General features: G+C 42.6%; 11 protein-coding genes. 5 read left to right on the top strand and 6 right to left on the bottom strand.

Features of this window, described 5'->3' with window-relative positions:
• Window positions 1-51: 51 nt before the first annotated feature.
• Window positions 52-1,506 (bottom strand): imelysin family protein, encoded by a 1,455-nt coding sequence (locus tag FQ084_RS00515; protein ID WP_149488701.1) that lies wholly within the window; start codon window positions 1,504-1,506, stop codon window positions 52-54.
• Window positions 1,507-1,814: 308 nt separating this feature from the next.
• A complete protein-coding gene (locus tag FQ084_RS00510) occupies window positions 1,815-2,468 on the bottom strand; it encodes an OmpA family protein (RefSeq protein ID WP_149488700.1) in 654 nt (217 codons plus the stop codon).
• 642 nt (window positions 2,469-3,110) lie between these two features.
• On the opposite strand from FQ084_RS00510, the gene FQ084_RS00505 reads away from it, so the two are divergent.
• The 5 genes from FQ084_RS00505 to minE all read left to right on the top strand — a co-directional run bounded on the left by FQ084_RS00505 (window position 3,111) and on the right by minE (window position 8,005).
• Window positions 3,111-4,079: an acyltransferase gene (locus tag FQ084_RS00505; RefSeq protein ID WP_149488699.1), complete on the top strand. Its 969-nt coding sequence runs from the start codon at window positions 3,111-3,113 to the stop codon at window positions 4,077-4,079.
• A 305-nt stretch (window positions 4,080-4,384) separates the two neighbouring features.
• Window positions 4,385-5,479, top strand: coding sequence for a hypothetical protein (locus FQ084_RS00500; protein ID WP_149488698.1), 1,095 nt, complete (start codon window positions 4,385-4,387; stop codon window positions 5,477-5,479).
• Between the two features lie 110 nt (window positions 5,480-5,589).
• Window positions 5,590-6,468 (top strand): septum site-determining protein MinC, encoded by an 879-nt coding sequence (minC, locus tag FQ084_RS00495; RefSeq protein WP_149488697.1) that lies wholly within the window; start codon window positions 5,590-5,592, stop codon window positions 6,466-6,468.
• Between the two features lie 431 nt (window positions 6,469-6,899).
• Window positions 6,900-7,712 (top strand): septum site-determining protein MinD, encoded by an 813-nt coding sequence (gene minD / locus FQ084_RS00490; RefSeq protein ID WP_149488696.1) that lies wholly within the window; start codon window positions 6,900-6,902, stop codon window positions 7,710-7,712.
• Between the two features lie 2 nt (window positions 7,713-7,714).
• A complete protein-coding gene (gene minE, locus FQ084_RS00485; RefSeq protein ID WP_149488695.1) occupies window positions 7,715-8,005 on the top strand; it encodes a cell division topological specificity factor MinE in 291 nt (96 codons plus the stop codon).
• A 123-nt stretch (window positions 8,006-8,128) separates the two neighbouring features.
• Here the strand turns inward: minE and FQ084_RS00480 are convergent, their stop codons facing one another.
• From FQ084_RS00480 to FQ084_RS00465, 4 genes are all read right to left on the bottom strand, one after another.
• A complete protein-coding gene (locus FQ084_RS00480; protein WP_149489545.1) occupies window positions 8,129-8,656 on the bottom strand; it encodes a cytochrome b in 528 nt (175 codons plus the stop codon).
• Window positions 8,657-8,822: 166 nt separating this feature from the next.
• Complete coding sequence (locus tag FQ084_RS00475; protein WP_149488694.1) at window positions 8,823-9,326, bottom strand: hypothetical protein; 504 nt, start codon at window positions 9,324-9,326, stop codon at window positions 8,823-8,825.
• Window positions 9,323-10,348, bottom strand: coding sequence for a chemotaxis protein CheB (locus FQ084_RS00470; RefSeq protein ID WP_149488693.1), 1,026 nt, complete (start codon window positions 10,346-10,348; stop codon window positions 9,323-9,325). The genes FQ084_RS00475 and FQ084_RS00470 overlap by 4 nt, the downstream gene beginning before the upstream one ends.
• A complete protein-coding gene (locus tag FQ084_RS00465) occupies window positions 10,338-17,396 on the bottom strand; it encodes an Hpt domain-containing protein (protein WP_149488692.1) in 7,059 nt (2,352 codons plus the stop codon). Before FQ084_RS00465 ends, FQ084_RS00470 begins: the two co-directional genes overlap by 11 nt.
• Window positions 17,397-17,424: the final 28 nt, after the last annotated feature.

The raw sequence follows: 17,424 nt of genomic DNA, 5'->3' as shown, positions 1-17,424 counted from the left end.
CTTATTAGGCATATAAATATAGGCAATTGACTGTATGAAATATGAGTCATCTTAAAACTGTGAGCCTACATCGGCGTCTAGATTGTCAATACCAACTGCTTTTGCAGCGTTTTCAATGCCAGCTGTTAGCTCTTGTAAGCTAGTAATACTGCTTTCAATCCAACCACGGCGTTTATTTTGCTCTTCAGCAGAGATACCCTGTTTGCTGGCTTGTCCTACCGTTGCAATCATTTGATCTACCTTAATACCGTCTTTTTCGCCTTTTTCAACGATCACTTTAAATGCCGCTTCTACTTTGGCAAAGTCAGCCACTAACTTATCAGCCGCTTCTGTGTTACCTGTATCTATAAGATAGTGTTTAACCCCATACCCACCGACTGTTTTGCCAGCAACGGTTTTATAGCTGCCATTAAAGACATTTTGAATACCACGGGCATTATTGGCGTAGCTTAGATGTGTCAAATCACTAAAGCATTCATGCTCATCTTCGGTAGAGCCGGTAACAAAGGCAACTTGTATACGCTCAGAAGCAAGCTCGCCAAGCGCTAAGCTGCCCATTTGATACATGATTTGACGCAGACCATTTTTGTCTTTACGTTCCATCATGTCACTACGTAAGGTGTTTTCGCTATCAGGCTGCCACTGGGCTTCCATCGCGGTTAGATCATCAACCAACAACTGGGTCGCGGCTTTTAGATACTGCCCACGGCGCTCGCAAATACTGACATCAGTATTTATCGTTTCACCGCTGGTACATTTACCGTTTGTTGTTATATAGTCGCTCACTGGACGGTTACCTGCACCTTCACCGACGCCATTGGTATCTTGACCCCATAACATGAACTCAATCGCATGGTAGCCCGTGGTGACATTGGCTTCGCTGCCACCGATCTCATTCATTTCAGCCAATAATTCAGGCGTAATGGTGGTCGTATCTTGCTTTAGGCTACCTACTGTGATGCTGTCGCTATTGATAATATTGTCCTGACTGTTATATTCGCCCTCATAACTGTCACTCACATAATCAATTAATGCCTCATCAAGCGGCCAAGCATTCACCTGCCCTTCCCAACCATCAACGCTGCCAATTGCACGTTTATCATTAGCAGTTACAAAACCTTCATCAAAACGGAATACTTCAGTTTGTGAATAGGGTTGGCGAGCCGCTTTATAAGCCGCTTTAGCGGCATCAAGATTGGCTTGGGTCGGCGTTTCTACATAAGTATTGACCGCTGTTTGTAAAATCTTGGCGGTTTCTAAAGAATCCTTGAAGGCGGCGTGTGCCATATCAGCATAGCTAATCAGCAAGCGATCGATATGCGCTTGGGCAGCAGCTGAGGAAGTTTTAGTCGTCGTCTTTGCCGTGCCTTGCATGTCAACTTGTGCGTCCGTATTTGCGGCCTCATCAGACTGTTTGGTACAACCTGATACCATCAGTATCCCTGCCAGTGCAGCAGCTAAAGTAGTCGGTAAAATTTTACGGTTTATCGCTGGGCTGATATTCATACACGTCCTCGATGAGATACACTACATAAAATAGCAAAATAGAAGTTTAAAAAGTTGAGGGATTAAAATTCAGCATAACAAGTATTTATCAGAGTCCGACTTTTGATTTCAAGATATCGTTTGCTTACATCGATATTAACTATGCTCGATGTCTTTAAAGGCTGACAAAATTTAGTACCTGCGAATTATAATGTTATTGATAACTATTATCAAATATAAATTTAAAAGATTAAACAAATTTTAAGCAAAAAAAGACCAGCTTTGCGCTGGCCTCTTTTTTTAATTATCTATTTTAAAAATAGCAGTGATTAACGAACGCTATTTGGCGCATTAACCGTTAACTCAACACGGCGGTTTTGTTGACGACCATATTCACTGTTGTTATCAGCAACTGGACGCGACTCGCCGTAGGCTACCACGTTGATACGGTTAGAAGCTACACCGCGAGCACTTAAATAGTTCGCTACGGCATAAGCGCGTTTACGTGACAAATCCATGTTATAAGCATCAGCACCTTTACTGTCAGTATGACCAGCAATAGTAATGGTGTTTTGGTTGTACTCATTCATCGTAGATGCAAGCTTATCAAGCGTTGGCTTAAATGAATTATTCAGAGTAGCATCATCAAATGAGAACGTAATGTTACCTGGCATGACCAAGTCAATGTTACCATTTGCATTTGGCGTAACCGTCACGCCAGTACCGGCCATTTGCTGCTGAAGCTGCTTAGCTTGGCGATCCATGTAATAACCAACACCTGCGCCTAATGCAGCACCGATAGCGGCATCACGTCCAGTTTTATCACCACCTGTTGCTTTTGAGATGGTCGCGCCACCAGCTGCACCAGCTAATGCGCCAAGTGCAGATTTATTAAGGGTCTGTTGTCCAGTATATGGATCAGTTGCACAACCGCTTAGAATCAAACCTGATGCTACTGCTGCAATCATTAATGTATTACGCATGATATTTCCTCTTAAGTTAAAAAATCGATAGATAAATTGTGCTTTTTATGAATATTGCGTATAACAACTGTTGATCAGCAATATCGTTTAGATGTTTATCCATCCTTGTTATTATTATGACAATTGCCATCTATTTGTGTGTAATATTTTGTCACATCTATGTATGAGAAGTGCATAACTAGCTATATCTTATTGCTTATCAGCTCCCCTAGTTTGCTACCGCAAGTCACGTTTACAGTCATACACTCTAATTTTTTTCTGCTAAAATCGGCCAGTAAATGGATTGTTAAATAAGCAATGCTAAAATATAAACTCGGATAATAACCAGACTTATATAGGGTCTTGTATATTTTAAAATACTAAAAACTGTATTACTTTAATGAATTGCATTGATTTATTAAGGGTTACGTCACTAGTCAGAAAAGATAACTCAGTGGTATTAATCAGGCATAAATTTTTACTGATAATGATTTAAACTAATGGCAAAGTTAGACAATGATTAGCCTTTATACTGCCCTGCCAATTTGTTGCTAATAAATAACAGTCCAGGTTAAGAACATATTAACCAGATATTTTTAAGTGGTTTAAAAAATTCTAAAAAAAGATGAAGTAGTTAACGAAATGAATAGGAAGGGATTGGACATGCGCTTGAATGCTGCTATGCAGAAAATACATAAACGTGCCCCAAAATTGGGAAAAGTACTGTCGCTGGCGACAGCAACTGGGGTCATCGCTGCCAATAGCTTTGGCGGTAGCATTCCGTTATGGCTCATGGGGGTTGGCAAAATCATCACTGGCGCCCCTATCGCCGATAAGACAGTGATTAAAATCGCTGATCACTGGATTAGTAGCAATAATGCGCTGATAGATACGATTTTGCCCCGTAAAGACTGGCGCATTCATTTACCTGACGATGTCCATATGGATGGTAAATACCTGCTTGTTAGTAACCATCAATCATGGGTGGATACCAGCATCGTGCAATACATCAGTGAAAAACGCTTACCGCTGACCCGTTTTTTTACGAAGTTTGAGCTGATTTATATTCCCATCGTTGGACAAGCGTTTTACTTTTTAGACTTCCCTATGATGCGCCGACACTCTAAAGAAGAGATTGCCAAAAATCCTGCCCTCAAAGGTAAGGATATCGAAGAAGCAAAGCGTGCTTGTGCGTTATTAAAAGACAAGCCCTTTACCTTATTGAACTATTTAGAAGGCACGCGCTTCACCCAAGAAAAACATGATAAGCAAGGCTCACCTTATCAGCACTTATTAAAGCCACGTGCAGGAGGTTTGTCGCTGGCTATTAACGCCTTGGGCGCCGACGTCGATGGTATCTTAGATATGACCATCGTCTATCCTGACGGCGTCCCAACCTATGGTGATTTATGGAAAGGCAATATCAAGCGCTTAGGCGTCGATGTCCGCCATATTGAGATACCTGACGCATTATTTACTGGTATTCAAAACGGGGGTTACGAAAACGATGAAGCCGTTAAAGCGCAAATGTTTGAGTGGGTCGAACAAATTTGGCGACAAAAAGACCAACGTATTACCGAGATGCTTGCTGAATTTGATGACCCAGCAGTTGTTGAAACGCGCAAGGATTAGAATAAAGGCAGCTCGTTATAAAGAACAGCTGCTGATAAAATGTTATAGCGCTTACTCACGCTCAAATTTTTCCGCTATCATAATCCGTTAATACCGTCAGCGTATTTATATATAAAGATTTCTATATAAAAGAATAGTGAGTACATGAATGATGAGTAAAATACCAAATTATAATGGTTGATGGCTTGTTTTTTGGCATGATTCATTGATAATGTGAATAACTGTTAAACTCGTTGCTTATTTGACAGTGATTGGCATAAAGCCACTCTCTACTGATGCCATTTACTACTTAATAAGGTATGACTGTGTCCGCCTCTTCTACTACCAGCACGCCTATAGAATCAATGTCGGCGCGCAATCAGTCCTCAGACTTATCGAATAGCACGCCACCAAGATCAAACCGTCCCAAGCCCAATCGCTTGAAACTGACCTATGATATTGTGATGATTATCGCCATTAGTATTGATTTATTATTAATCGGTATTGATGCTATTTTAATGAGTGGGTTTAGTCGTGATGCTGCCCAGTGGTTCACTCTGAGTGAGGCATTAAACTGGTATCAAAACCATTTCCATGATTCGTTGCGGACAGCCGGTGGCTTCTTTACCCTATTCTTGATTGTAGAGCTGCTATTACGCTGGGTCATTGCTATTAAAGAAAAGGTGTATTACCGCTGGTTCTTTTTCCCTTTTGTACACTGGTATGAAGTGTTAGGCTGTTTCCCGCAGCTGCGCGCGCTCCGTCTATTTCGCGCTGTGGTTATCGGACGCCGATTATATCAGCTAGGTTATCAAGTATTGCCACAACCGTGGATTAATCGCATTAATTTCTATATCGACTTATTATTAGAAGAGCTGTCTGACCGCGTCATCTTAACGACCATTCAGACCTTTCGGCAGCAGCTAACCGATCCTCAAATGCATAAATCTTTTATTGAATCTACCATCGCGCGCAATCGCAATGAGATTGAAGCGGCGGTGTTATCGCTATTGCGTAAAGAGCTGGCACCGAAACTCCAAGCAATGACCGAGTCATCGGGCGGTGGCACTATTATCGCCACTGAAATGGGCAATGCGATTAAAGAGGGCTTGGCCAATACGCCTGAATTACGCCGCTATCTGCGTATGATACCCATTGCTGGTAATTTAATTGAGTCCCAACTCCAGCATGTAGGGCATAATATCGGCGAGAATGTGGTGTATGCGCTTAATAAGCGTCTCCTTGACGCCGAACGTATCGATGCTCTGATGGTGGCTATTGCCAACGGCGTTGCTCAAATCGATACCGATAACAGTGCGCTCGATACGTTAATCTCTAGCATTATCGCTGATAGTTTGGATGAGTTTGAAGCGCAAATAAAAGTCCAGCAGTGGAAACATCAGGACATGCTTAATTTGTAGCCTAGTGAATAATAACTAGATTCTAATAGCCATATGTTTATATAGCCATACTTTAATAATAAAAACGGTACCGTGAACACCGCAATACGACCATTTTGAGGATTTATATTATGACGATTTCAGACATTGACCAACAGGCCCTAGCCTCACCTAACACGCCAGCCTTAGCCTTTTATGGCAAGATGCTAACCTTCTCACGGGTACAGTTTAGCACCGATGATTTTACGGCGATTGCCAGTCAGCTTGAAACCACACTGAGTAACAAGAACAGCAATATCCCAGTATTGATTGACAGTGAGGTTGAGCAGGATTTATCGGCGTTGGTGGAGCTGCTTTGGTCTTGGGGTTTGCAACCTATCGGCGTGGTCACAGGTTTACTTGACGCCCAAGCACGCGAGCTACGCTTGGCGATATTCCCCGCTGATGGCAAGCGTATCGAGCGTATTTTACCAAGTAAAAAAACCACTACTCAGTTAAGCCAAGTAGCAGCCTCTAAAGACAGCGCACAGTCGACACCTGCTAACGACTCTGCGAGCTCTACTGCCGATAATAATGGCTCAACAGTAGACAACCAAGCGGTTGCAGCAAGCGAGATAGCTGAAGTCGCTGAGACCACATTGACCGCAGAAATGCTTATCAGTGCTGAGCATATTACCAGCCTCATCTATGATCAAATGCTACGCTCAGGACAAAGTCTCAATCATGTTGGCGGCGATTTGATTTTAACCAACAGTGTCAACAGTGGCGCCGAAGCCATTACGGACAATAACTTACATGTCTATGGTCGCGCCCAAGGTCGCTTGGTCGCAGGCGCAACAGGCGACAAAGACGCGCGTATTTTCTGCCAAGTATTTAACCCCTCTTTGGTATCAGTCGCCGGTACTTATTGCTTACGCGACAACCTACCCGAGCATGTGATTGATAAATCGGTTGAAGTACGTTATTTAGAAGGTGAAGGATTGGTCTTTACCGTCATGGATAACGTTTAGATTGTGTATAAGACTAACATTGCTCAAAAATCAATTTCAGCAAAACTGACTTAGATAAATAAGGTAATAAACGCTCTATTAGCGTTTAAATGACATAGTTAATACTTTAGTAAGTTTATTTAACAAAACTGCGCTATTATGAATTTTTAGCTCTGCCACTATTTACGCTAGACTATATGTACGGGCTTTGAGCGCAGATACTAGACCGTTTTTTAGCTTTCTAACCTCTGTGCTGATAGCAAGCATAAATGTGATATATCGGCTGTTTCTGTGCTTTAATATAGACTTGCTATAAGTTTTTGTATATTTATGCTAGGCTTACGCTCGCAGATAGCACATATACGCTAGGTGAACACCGAGTAAATATGCTACTTTATATCTATACTGTTTTGTATAATAAATATCCCATCAATTCATAGGAGTGTGCCATTGTGGCGAAGATTGTTGTAATCACTTCGGGTAAAGGCGGTGTGGGAAAAACCACAACCAGTGCTTCTTTTGCCGCCGGTTTAGCATTACGTGGCTATAAGACAGTTGTTATCGATTTTGATGTAGGCTTACGTAATCTAGACTTGATTATGGGCTGCGAAAATCGAATTGTTTATGACTTTGTCGATGTTATCAATGGTAATGCGCGCCTATCCCAAGCGCTGGTTAAAGATAAGCAATTGGAAAATTTATATATCCTCCCTGCCAGTCAAACACGTGATAAAGATGCGTTAACAGACGAAGGTGTAGCAGAAGTCATGGACGAGCTGTCTAAGCAGTTTGACTATATTATCTGTGACTCGCCTGCTGGTATCGAACGCGGTGCGCAACTTGCAATGTATCATGCGGATGAGGCTATCATCGTCACTAATCCTGAGATCTCTTCAGTACGTGACTCGGACCGTATCATTGGTATCTTGCAAAGCCAAACCAAAAAGGTGGCTGAAAACCAAGGGAATGTACGCGAGCATCTCATCATCACACGCTATAATGCAGACCGTGCAGCGGCTAATGAGATGATGGATATCGATACCATCTCTAACGATATTTTAAAGGTACCGTTACTTGGTGTGGTTCCTGAGAGCCATTCAGTGCTTGAAGCCTCTAACCACGGTGAGCCAGTTATTCATTATACCGATTCTGTTGCTGGTCAATGTTACGACGATATCGTTGCTCGTTTCCTAGGGGAAGAGCGCCCATTGCGTCACATTGATGTGAAGAAAAAGAGTCTATTACAGCGCTGGTTTGGGGGTTAATAATGAGTAAGAAAAAAGGATTTTGGAGTAGTCTATTCGGCACCGATGACAGCAGTAATGCTGGCAGTGCCAATATGGCAACTGAGCGCTTAAAGGTTATCGTGGCAAGCGAGAATCGCTTGAACAATCGCTTGACCGCCGACCGTATCGAAAAAATGAAACGTGAAATACTAGAAGTGGTTAATAAGTACGTCAACGGTGTTCAGATTGATGATGTCAATATCAACCATCGTTCTGAAGACAGCCTAGATGTGCTAGAGATGAATATTAATCTACCTGAGCATAAAAAGTAGACTGATTAACTTTATAGTCATGCGTTTTATCATAGATAAGTTCATATCTACCTTGCCATAAGAAAAGCCCTAAGCATTATGCTTAGGGCTTTTTTATACACGTTTTTTCTTATCTATAGCCCGCTATTTCATACGCGCAATCAGATTGTCCTTTTTGATAAACTGATGGTATAAAGCGGCGCCAATATGAATCAAGGTAAAGGCAATAATCATCGGCCACAAAATATTGGTATGCCAGTCATTAAAAAGTCGTGCTAAGCCTCTATCTGGCGTGACAAATACAGGGATTTGAAATAAACCAAAAACATCAACAGCTCTGCCGCCATAGACTGACATCAGTAGCCCTGCTATTGGCATAGCGATCAATAAAGCGTATAAGAAAAAGTGTGATAACTGTGAGAGTAGCATCTGCCATTTTGGCATAATAACTGCTGGCGGTGCTTTGGTGAATATACGATTGATCACTCGTGCAATCATCCAAAACAACAGACTGATCCCAAACGCCTTATGTAATCCGATATAGAGCTTGTCATCGAAATTGCCATATAAAAGTATCATGACCCAGGTGACCAGCAATAAAATAGCGCTAATCCAGTGAAAAATTCGACTAGCCACCGACCACTTTGTCAGACTTGAATTGATGTTATTCATCATTTACTTTATCACCCCTATTACTCATTGGTGGTCATTGACGCTTACTGATACTGATGGACTGATGGACTGATATTGAAAACCGCTATTGGCTAATGCAAAAACATCTCTGATTATCTCAAGGTTAATGGTCAACACCATTATGAGAAGTGTAACCGTGAGTGAATTAGCTGTCTAAATCAACCAATTGGTGCGCGATTTTATCCAAATCAGGGACCAAGTAAAACGTATCTTCAATCATCACTGCTTGAAAAAGATAGGATAGCACAACATCTTCTTGCACACGTTCATAAACCGTATCGATATTGCCATTTGGCTTGATAAAATGCTCAGGAAGCTCAACATCTTTAACATCAGAGATACGTGCCTGTAATTGGCGCAGCTCACCTGCCGTCTGTAGCGCGATACGATGCGCGGTCGTATTCCCTTCTAAGATAATCATTTTTTCTGGTGTTTGATGACGCGGCAACAGATGAAATACAGCAACTTCTTGTTGTTGCCACTCATAATTCCATGTATGTTCGCTACACGCCTCTACACTCAAAATCAAACTACTAGGAATAATCCAGTCAGGTTGATCAACTGCTGGGACAATCGTCACGTCGAGCATCCCATTATTAGTGGTCAGTAAGCTCACTGCCTCAAACGAATGCTTTAAAATCTGTTTCATAGGTCGCTCACAATAAATGAATCTGAAGAGACGCTCACCGCCCTTTCAGTAATATACTCAGTAAGTTTTTCTGCTAATGCTGTGGGACTGCCGACAAACTGACAATATCCTGAATCAATAATCGCTTGCGGCTGACTAGGGCACGCGCTTAATTTTGGATCTTGCGCCCACAGTTGACTGTCATTATCTCGGATTAAATCTAAATACTGCGTACCATCGTTGCCCATCCCTGAGAAGATAATATTGATAAGCTCACTACCATAGACATCACTGGTATTTTTAAGAATTTGACCAATAGCAGGTTTGTAGTCACCTTCCCAAGCCTGATCTAATAAGATGATGCGACCGGTTGAATCACAAACTATTTGTTTATCAATAGGTACAATCAAACATTGGCCGCTACGCAAACGCTGCGAAGACGTAATCAGCTGACAGCGCCATTCATTATGACGATTCAATATACGCGGTAGTGTGCTAAGCATTGTTTGATTAAAATGATGGGCTAATAAAATACTGACAGGTAGTGCAGGCGATAAATGATCTAAAAACTCTTTTACCGCACTAGGACCACCCATAGAAGCCCCTAAGAACACCACATAATGCCAGTCACTAGATTCATTTTCACAGGCAGTATTCTTATAAGGGATATTTTCTATCAGCATGGGTAAAGCCAGCATTTGGGCAAGCTTACGCTTTAGCTTACGCTGCCATTTGGCATACTGCTGTGCCTCATTGAGATACGGCGCTTGACTAAAACCTACTAAAACGGCGGCGGCTTTAGAGGCTGCCGCCATATCACCATCATAATCACCATCTATCAGCCAAATATCGATAGGCGCTGCATAGCTTTTAAATTTGTCTTGCAACTGCGCCCGTGATACGCAGTCAACCAACTGTAAACCACAACTACGCACAGTATCAGAAAAAGCCATGCGCTGCTGATGGTCCTCTGCGACAACCAACACATTGATATCACTTTTATTTTTATCTTTCAGCGCCAAGGTACGCAAATTATCCTTCATTAACTAGGTTAGCCTCTTTACCCAGTAGGGTTTCAATCTTATTAAGAAGCTGATTTTCTTGGAAAGGTTTGCCCATATAGTCATTAACCCCAATCTCAAGCGCGCGCTCACGATGTTTTTCACCCGTACGCGAGGTAATCATAATAATAGGCAGATGCTGCAGACGTCTATTGTGTCTGACTTGCGTCGCGACTTCAAAACCATCCATACGCGGCATCTCGATATCGAGTAGCATTAAGTCGGGTGTCGTTTCTTGTAGAATCTCAAGCGCATCGATACCATCTTTAGCAAGTACCACATTGAAGCCTTGACGCTCCAAGAAACGTGAGGTGACTTTTCGTACTGTAACTGAGTCATCGACGACCAAGATAGTCGCTTTAGACTCTGTACGGCTACGCACAGTGATCGCAGGTTTTACCACCTCCTTCACTAAGGCTGCATTACGCATCAATGCAATCAAATCAAGGATGAGCATTACCGAGCCATCACCCATGATAGTCGCCGCTGAGATGCCCGATAAATTCGAGAACTTTTGCCCCAAAGGTTTTACCACCACTTCGATACGTGAGCCTGCGATTTGATCAACCTGTAGCGCCATATTCTGTCCACTACGGTTTTTGATAATAATAAGTGGGACACTGGTATTGGTATTAACGACCAGCTCATTCAATTTATTACCCGATAAAATCTCATTTAAATAACGAACGCGATAATCGGTATCTTCAAAGTTGAGCGTCGCCTCACCTGATTGATAATAGTCGTAAATTTTTTCTGGATTGATACGGACAACGCGCTCAATCTGAACCAGTGGTATCGCATAATAGCGGTCTGCGGCGCGAACCACCAAAGCATCAGAAACGGCAACGGTAAGCGGCACACGCATGGTAAACTTAGAACCTTTACCCAGCTCTGATACGACTGATACTGACCCGCCTAACTGACGAATCTCACTGATCACGACGTCCATACCGACGCCGCGCCCTGATATTTGTGTCACCTGCTTACTGGTACTTAGACCCGCATTAAAGATGTACTGCATAATATCAAGGTCGCTTAAAGTCGCGTCTTCTGCGTCAAGCAGACCTTGAGATATGGCTTTATTACGTACCGCCTCTACATCAATTCCACGACCATCATCGGTTAATTGGATAACGATTTCACTACCTTCACGCAGTACTTCTAAAGTAATTTTTCCACTACGATCTTTACCCGCGTTTAGGCGTGTCGCAACATCTTCAATCCCGTGATCGACTGCATTACGTAACATGTGCTCAAGCGGTGAGGTAATACGTTCCAGAATGGTTCTATCCATCTCATCATCAGCATTGATAATCTTTAGATCAACCGACTTATTAAGCTCATTGGCCGTCTGGCGCACGATACGCTCGAGCCTTGGCGTTAGACGGGTAAACGGTACCATACGTGAGTTCATCAAGCTATCTTGTAGCTCAGTTTGCGTTCGCGATAGCTGTAACAATAGACTTTCACTATCGCGCGTTTTTTCTAATAAAGTATTATTAATATCCACCAAATCCGATGCCGACTCTGTTAAAGATTTTGACAACTGATTTAACGAAGAATACTGATCCATCTCTAGAGGATCAAAACCTTCATGACTGACCAATTCGTCATCGATTTGCGATAAAATTTGCGCTTCAAGCTCAATTTCCATCCGGCGTAACTGATCTGCCAAACGTTGTACGGTGGTGCCCATCTCTTCAATACTGTTGGTTAAGCTACTCATGCCCATGTCGATACGCGCACGGTTAATCGCTGACTCTCCCGATAGGTTAATCATATGCTCAATCAGACCACCTGAGATACGAATCATCTCATTGTTATTGGTAGTATGATCTTGTTCAGCCGCATTACTCACCATCGGTGGCATCTCACTAATATCTTTTTGGATATAGGTCGATTCTTGCTTTTCTTTCGCAACAAGAATGGCTTCACGCTGCGGTTGCAATGATTCTTTCGGTATTTGCTTTAAGCTGTCTGGATTTTTGCTAAATTGCTGTAATGCCTCAATCAATAAATCAGGGGTTGGTGGATTCACCTGTTGTGAGAGAATAAATACAGCATCTGCAAGCCAATCATGACAAGCCACTAACAGCTCTAAGACTTTTTTGGTAGCAGGACGGCGGCGATCGACAAAATCGGTATAAACCGATTCCATTTCATGCGCCAGATCAGCAATACCGCTTGCGGTCACCATACGCGCGCCACCTTTGAGGGTATGCAAGTCACGCTGTAATGCCTGTAATGCGACCGTATCACCCGCATCACTTAAGAATAATTGTAGATACTCATTACGGTTGGTCAGTGCCTCTGCTTCCTCTAAAAACACCTCCAAGATATCAGGATCAGGCAAGCCGTTCGCCCATGACTGCTTAATTATTCTATCTAAACTTACGCTGTCTGCAGTTTTTTCTATACGATGTGTATATTCGTCTGCCAGTATTTGTGGTTCAGACTCAACATGATTCTTCGGCATCGGTACGATAAGTTGGACGGCTTCTGGCAACACTGTTGCTTTTTCGAACTGCTGTAATTGCTCAATCAGCTCAGTTGCAAGAAATGACTGCTGATAGCGAACAATATGCGCCACTTGTAATGACAGTGTATCTTGCACGACTTGCATAATCTCAAGCCACTGAGAAGTTGGCGTTCTTCTTTGTTCTACAAACGCCTCGTAAATACTCTCCGCTTCATGAGTCAAGTCACCAATACTACGGATACCTGCCATGCGTGCGCCACCCTTAATAGTATGCAGGTGGCGCTGTAAGACTTTTAAGGTATTGATATTGCTAATGTCGGCGCGCCATTTACTAAAGCTATCTACTAACGCATCATCAAGCTCTTGCGCCTCCTCTAAGAATATTTCTAATAGTTCAATATCGGTGTCGATCTTCTCAAGCTCTAGCTCAGGCGCGGCAATGCTATGCACCGAAGCATTGGCAGAAACCTCTGTATCAATATTCATGTCAATGTCTGCATCATCAACAATCATTTCGTCATTACTGCCGTAGCGTTGAGAGATACTTTGTAGCTGCTCCAGAACTTGCCCATTAATTTTTAATGAACTGCTACCTGCCAAGGCATCAAATAAACCAACCAACTGCGCATGTCCTGCCAATAAGATGCTTTGAGTATCAGTATTAATCGATTCTTCAGGATGATGACTCAGATAAGTATAGGCGTTACCCAACTCATTAAGAATGGCAGTAAATTTGGGAAACTCTTGTGCTTTATCACTTAAATATTTTATTTGTGCAATTTGCTGCGCTATATAGGCTTGAACCTGTTCGCTTTCTGGCTGATTAAAGGTAGCTTCTAGCTGCCATTCAGCATCTAGTAATTCATTGATATTATCATCCAACAATTGGTTTATCGTTGGCTTGTTATCAGCTAGGATCTCGCTATCTTGAATCGCGTACTGCTCACCAAGCATCGCTTGCAAAGAGGCAATATCTTGCTGGCTTTGCGTCTCTTCTAATGACACATCTTGTTGCTGAAGGTTTTGTTTATAGTTATCTAAATACCCATTGATAAGCGTAACAGACTGGGCCAGTGCCTTTAAATGCTGAGCATTCATCGGCGTATCCTGCTGCTGTAGCAGCTCTAGACTTTGCTCTATGGTCGCACTAACATCACTGATCGCTGTCAAAGCACTAGAACCAGAAGCTGCCCTTAAGGTATGAAATGCTCGCACAATCTCATCACTCACGGCTACATAAGGCTCGTCTTGATGATGAAGAACAAAATCATTAACGCTCTCTAATAACTCTTCTGCCTCTTCAATGAAAATATCAAAAAAGGCTTGTTCCTCTTCACTTTGAGGGGTCAAAACAATAGGCGCTTCTGCCATTTTTTCATTCACAGAATTAATCGTTTGCAACGTACTATCGATATCATTACTATGATCGACATTTTCATAATCACTGTCGGCAGCATTATTCTTATCAGAAAAACCATCCTGAGCACTTTGCAGGGTACTTGGATCATGCGGCTGCGCCGACCTGCTTAATAGCTGCTGGTATAACGCACGGTAGCTGAATTGATCACCCAACTGCTTGCTATAAGCCTGCGCACAAGCGACCCATAATGGCATCATAGTAGGATAATCTTGGCGATCGTTCTCAAATATGGTCAGTAACTCGGGATATACAGTCAATACATCGCCGATCAGTTGCTGTATGTCCGTTGAAGCCGTAATAGTATTGTCTAAAATACGGTTCAGCATATTTTCTATCGACCACGCCAACTCAGCACTAGTATTGGCACCAACCATCCGACCCGAACCTTTTAAGGTATGGAAACCGCGGCGAATATCTGTCAGTTGGGTTAAGTCATCAGGAGAAAGCTGCCAATGCTCATATAAAGGGACGATTTCCTCCAAGACCTCATTGGCCTCTTCTATAAATATATCTTTAATATCAGGATCGGCATCGTTAGCATCCATCGGTAACGGCTGGATTGCTGACATAAATGGTTGCAATACAGCAGGCATTGCTAAATCTTTTACTGATGCAGAGAGATCTTTTCCCATCTCTTCCACAGAGAGGTTAACGTGATCAGTTGTCTCTAGGTTGTCTGTATACTCAAGGTCTAGGCTTGTCTCGTCTGACAATAGAGTTTCTTCTAGTAAAGGACTATTTTCCTCAACGTCAGCTGTAGAAGAGATAGATTGAGGTACATTTAACCCCGTATTAATAGGTTGCTGGCTCATTAAGTTATAGCTTTGCACAAGTGTAATGGTAGGATCAAAGCTTGGTGATTGCTGTGCTTCAAAATCACTTAACATCGTTGGTAGACGCTCGGTGGTTTCTGTCACTAATGCGACGACATCATCGGTCACTGGCAGTGTTTTGTCTAGCAAACGATTGAGTAGGTTTTCAATGGACCACGCCATCTCACTGATGCTGAAAGCACCAACCATACGCCCCGAACCTTTTAAGGTATGGAAGCCTCTACGCACTTCCGTTAACGGCGTTAGATCTTGTGCATCTTGCTGCCATATCGGTAAAAAATCTTCTAAACCAGCAATGACCTCGGCAACCTCTTCGATAAATATTTCACGAATATCTTCATCGATATCGAAGTTATCAGACTTGAGTTGGCTACGAGCGTTTAATAACGCAGCGCTTTCTGTTTTATCGGCGCTATTAAGGCTATTAGCGTTATTACTAGCAACATCAGCATTTAGACCCAAGCCAGTAGTGGATTCACGGCTGATATCTTCATCAATATTCTGATTAATAAGAGGCGTAATTTCACCACTATCGTCGTAGCGCAGGACATCGCTCGCCGCTGGTTTTTGTGTCAAATAGGTATCGTTAATCGTTTCAGGCGCGTCGATATAGCCACTAAGCAATGCGGCTGCTTTATCAATATAAGTATGTGCTTGATCTAATAATGGTTGATCAAACACTTGCTGAGCCAGATAATCAAGTAACAACTCAATCGAGGTTAAACCCTCTGCCAACGCTTCGATAACGTCCCAGCTGAGTACGTGGATACCATGCGTGCTTAATTGCTCGAATATATCGGCTATTTTATCCGTCGCTCGACCGATTTCTGGTAAGCCCATACTATCAAAGGCGCCGCTAATTTTAGTAAAGTCTGCTGAGTCTGATAATAGTTCTATGTGCTGGCGTTGAATATAGTCACTAAAGCCTTGCTTGAGGTCTTCGACAGCAATACGCAACTCACGTAACTCTTTGTCGCTTGCATTAATATGGCGGCTATCTTCTGCCTGTAAACCATCAAGATCATTATTAACAGCGACTTCAAGTTTAGGCGTAAATGAAGCGGCGTCCCCTATTTTGCTAGCAATAACTTGTTCGGTATTGTAGATAGCACTATATAACTCTTGAAGTTGGCGCTCAATTTGCCACTGTTCTTGCGTCGACCCCGCTTCCGCAGATAAGCTATCCTCTATATTGGTTAGAATCGAGTTAGCTTGTGCGGCAAACAATGTCCAACCGCGACTCTCAAGTTGGTTATTGATTTGTTGTAGGGGTTTTAGGAGGTTATGAGGCTTATCAAGATTAAAAATAAGGGTGTCAATTTGACTGAGTATGCGTGGTAAAAAACGTGATTGAATATCTGGCTGCGACGCGTGATGCAGTATAGATTGAGACTGCCCACTATGATTGACAAGGCTGCTTAACTCAATATAAATACTCGTTATTAAATTATTGATGACACTCGTCAATATCTCGTGTTGATGCGCGCAGGACTCTATCACTGCATCTAACTGACTCAATAATGCGGCATAATGCTTAGGTAGCGGATTCTGATTGTGTGCAAGATCATGTAGCCAAGTTTCAGTCAGATACCAAAGACGCTGTAAATCTATACCTGCGGCGGTTTGCCATACATATTGACTCACCTTTTCTAAGACCGTCAGTATAGAAGAAGTGTTGGCATCAGCTGCTAGTAATGCTTTTACTTGCTGACGCCAAACCAATAACAATTGCTGATACTGCTCGCGGTCTAAATTGGCCGCTGTCGTAACAGCAGGTATTGTAATATCAAGATGTTCGTTATCTCCCAAGCTAACAGAAATGTCACCTTCAGAGGCTAAGAAAGCGTCTGCAAGATGATCTGTCGCTACGCCATAATGCGATAAGAATTGTGTCAGCTCAACCGACGTTTTATTCACTAAAGTACGATGGTAGCTACCCGTACGCGCGTAGTGTGTCAGCTCACGCATAAGTAATCGATGAGCCATCTGACCGATACGGCTTTTATCATCAGAAAAGCCTGCTTCAGAGCTTATTTCAATATCATTTGCAAGAGCATCTTCTAGGTCAACGACATGACCCGCTCCTACTAACCAACTTAGCTTAGTCGCCAAACTTGCCAATGCAGGCAAATTGAGCATGGTCAAGGCACCACCAATTTGATGATAACTTTTTGCCATCTGTTCATAATCAGCGCTTTTTTCGCCTAATTGCCAGCCATCAGCTACCTGTGATAATTGCTGATTAAATAGTGGTAATAACCACTCAAACGTCACCATGTCATTGGGCTGGTTCTTCATAGATTTATCCTAACTCGTCTAGGCGCTA

Origin of the sequence: Psychrobacter sp. ANT_WB68, assembly GCF_008369115.1 — a bacterium.
GTDB lineage: Bacteria > Pseudomonadota > Gammaproteobacteria > Pseudomonadales > Moraxellaceae > Psychrobacter.
Note: the sequence above shows the minus strand (reverse complement) of the source record. Positions and strands in the feature narration are given on the sequence as shown.

Excerpts from the sequence above, each read along its gene's own strand:
- FQ084_RS00470 (WP_149488693.1), bottom strand. The coding sequence starts at position 10,348 with ATGAAGGATAATTTGCGTACCTTGGCGCTGAAAGATAAAAATAAAAGT.
- FQ084_RS00510 (WP_149488700.1), bottom strand. The coding sequence starts at position 2,468 with ATGCGTAATACATTAATGATTGCAGCAGTAGCATCAGGTTTGATTCTA.
- FQ084_RS00465 (WP_149488692.1), bottom strand. The coding sequence starts at position 17,396 with ATGAAGAACCAGCCCAATGACATGGTGACGTTTGAGTGGTTATTACCA.
- FQ084_RS00475 (WP_149488694.1), bottom strand. The coding sequence starts at position 9,326 with ATGAAACAGATTTTAAAGCATTCGTTTGAGGCAGTGAGCTTACTGACC.
- FQ084_RS00505 (WP_149488699.1), top strand. The coding sequence starts at position 3,111 with ATGCGCTTGAATGCTGCTATGCAGAAAATACATAAACGTGCCCCAAAA.
- minE (WP_149488695.1), top strand. The coding sequence starts at position 7,715 with ATGAGTAAGAAAAAAGGATTTTGGAGTAGTCTATTCGGCACCGATGAC.
- FQ084_RS00515 (WP_149488701.1), bottom strand. The coding sequence starts at position 1,506 with ATGAATATCAGCCCAGCGATAAACCGTAAAATTTTACCGACTACTTTA.
- minC (WP_149488697.1), top strand. The coding sequence starts at position 5,590 with ATGACGATTTCAGACATTGACCAACAGGCCCTAGCCTCACCTAACACG.
- FQ084_RS00480 (WP_149489545.1), bottom strand. The coding sequence starts at position 8,656 with ATGAATAACATCAATTCAAGTCTGACAAAGTGGTCGGTGGCTAGTCGA.